We start from the raw sequence: 2,250 nt of genomic DNA on the forward strand, positions 1-2,250 counted from the left end.
GGGCGGGGTTATCCAGACGAATGATGAGATTGCCCCAGTTGGCGTCGTCGTAGCGGGCGTAGTCGATTTCCTGCCCGTCTCCGCCAATAAGGCGGTCGGCGCCTTCGCCACCCCAAAGATGGTCGTTGCCCGGGCCTCCTTCCAGGGTGTCGTTGCCTGCTTGACCATGGAGCCGATCCACACCTGAAGAGCCTAGAATGGAGTCATCGCCGCCACCTCCGAAGATCGTATCATTGCCGGCACGTCCAATGATCACATCCGAACCTTCGGAAATGAATGTAATCTCGACCCGCAAAATTGCCATAGGGTCTATCGCACTGAGAGAATCGACCGTTGATGTGAAGTTCGACATTGAAATCTGCAAGAGAGATCCACTTCCAATCGCTCCATTCGAATAGGTCAGCACTGGCGCGACATCCTCGCCGTTTGCTCCGCTGCAAAACTGTCCACCAAGCGAAGACGACAGCTCGGTGATTGCCAGAAAATATTGTCTCGTATCTAGATTAGCTCTAAGCGTCGAATCTCCGAGACCGTCAAGACCAAGAATGAAGTCATGCAGAGGAACTTCGGAACGGTTTTGTGAAAAGAACACGATCTTTGCGTCGGACGAAAAGAAGTGTGAATCCAGTCTTACACTGTCGATTTCAATCTCAGAATCTAAGATTGGGCGAGTTCCAATTAGGCTTTCCTGCATTAGTTGAAAGATGGCACTCGGAACGCGCGTTGCAAATGTCTCCGAATCAAAAAGAGACGTTGAGTTCCCACTGGGAAACCAAAGCGGCCAGACGTTTGCGCTTGTCACGCCATGCGTCAGCATCTCAAAGAACATTTCGACCAGCATCCCGGCCTGCGGAAGCCCACGGTTGTGCGCAACTTCAGGGTTGTTCTCTCTCCCGCCATCCGAGGTGTCAACAGTTCGCTTTGTGTTCCATTCTGTTACATAGCGACTCAGTGTGCCAACTTCACGACCAAGCCTCGCCTCAGCGTAATTGAACTGTTGGAAGATGAACTGTTCACCGGTATCGACTTGCGCAAATCCTGAGGCATTGTAGTAGTGATCCACCATTCCGTCGATGAGGTGTGACACGGACGCATCATTCAGTACTCTTACAATCTCCAACAATTGCGCTCGGGCATTGCCTTGACCAGAAATGGTAGCTAGTTCATACAGTTGCCCTTCCGGAATCAGTGAAATTGACTGATAGACCTCGCCACTTGACACATACACATCGGATGAGCTATTGGGCGACATATACCCGGCCGCCGAAATCGTTTGAACGAGAAGTTCTGGCTGTGAAGTCGAAGAAACGTACCCTGCCGCAATAGCATGATCGATGCCGGCTTGGGCGGCACGCAGGGCAGACGCTGCCACTTTGCCGTATTCCGACGCTGTCATCTGGCCGGATGCCCAGAATTCATTTCCTATTTCAAAGCATGAGATACGGACCGGATTCTCTTGATTCGCAGCGTTGCGTATTGTATCAAATACGTATCGTTGAACAGACTGAGAGTACTCTTCGGAGACTGCTCGATGTCCGTAATTGCCTGCGACTAGAGAGGCGCCGGCGCTTTGGGTGAAGCCGCATCTGGTTGGGATTACGATCGTTGCAGATGCGCCAATTTCTGATGCGAACTGCAAGAATTGCGTTTGCCAAAGCAGCGGCGTGGTGCCCCGCATTGGTGCATCCGGGTTGGTCATATCGAAGAGTGTTTCGGTAACGGTGCCGCCAGGATAGCGCAAATTCTTCATGTTCGCATCGGCGATAGATCTGCCGAAGCCCCAACCGGAAGAGATTTGGGCACGCTCTGCGTTGTTGACGAGGACGTTTCCACCGAAGTGGCTATCTGTGATTGCTCTCACGATTTCAGGGCCTGTTTCTATGGTCGACCCATTCAAGATTGAGAATGTGAGCGGCATGCAGCTTTATCCCGGACGATGAGCATTCGTTCCAGATGTTTGGCTCTGAAGTACATCGTTTGCAGGGGAGATTTTCTGGCAAGACTGTGTTCACTGATGAAAAATTCCCGTTGATTTGTCAATTTGTTCTTAGAAATCAGAGATTTTGACCTCGACGAAGCTTTGTTGCAGTAGTCTCGCCATCGAGGCTTCTCATAGTGAAGTTTGTCCGGCATCAGCACCCATGGAACAGTTTGGCGTGATTGCGTGGCGGAGGGTTTGCGGCTCATCTTGACCCCACATGGAGGTGGAGATGAGAAAGAACCTCGTGACGACGAAGGCGCCTGCCGAAC

1 protein-coding gene is annotated in these 2,250 nt (G+C 51.7%); it reads right to left on the reverse strand.

Features of this window, described 5'->3' with window-relative positions; translation table 11 throughout:
- A partial coding sequence (locus tag LHP98_RS19660; protein ID WP_413687731.1) for a calcium-binding protein occupies positions 1–1,918 on the reverse strand: 1,918 nt, incomplete at its 3' end.
- Positions 1,919–2,250: the final 332 nt, after the last annotated feature.

The organism is Rhodobacter sp. Har01 (assembly GCF_020564565.1).
Lineage (GTDB): Bacteria > Pseudomonadota > Alphaproteobacteria > Rhodobacterales > Rhodobacteraceae > Pseudogemmobacter.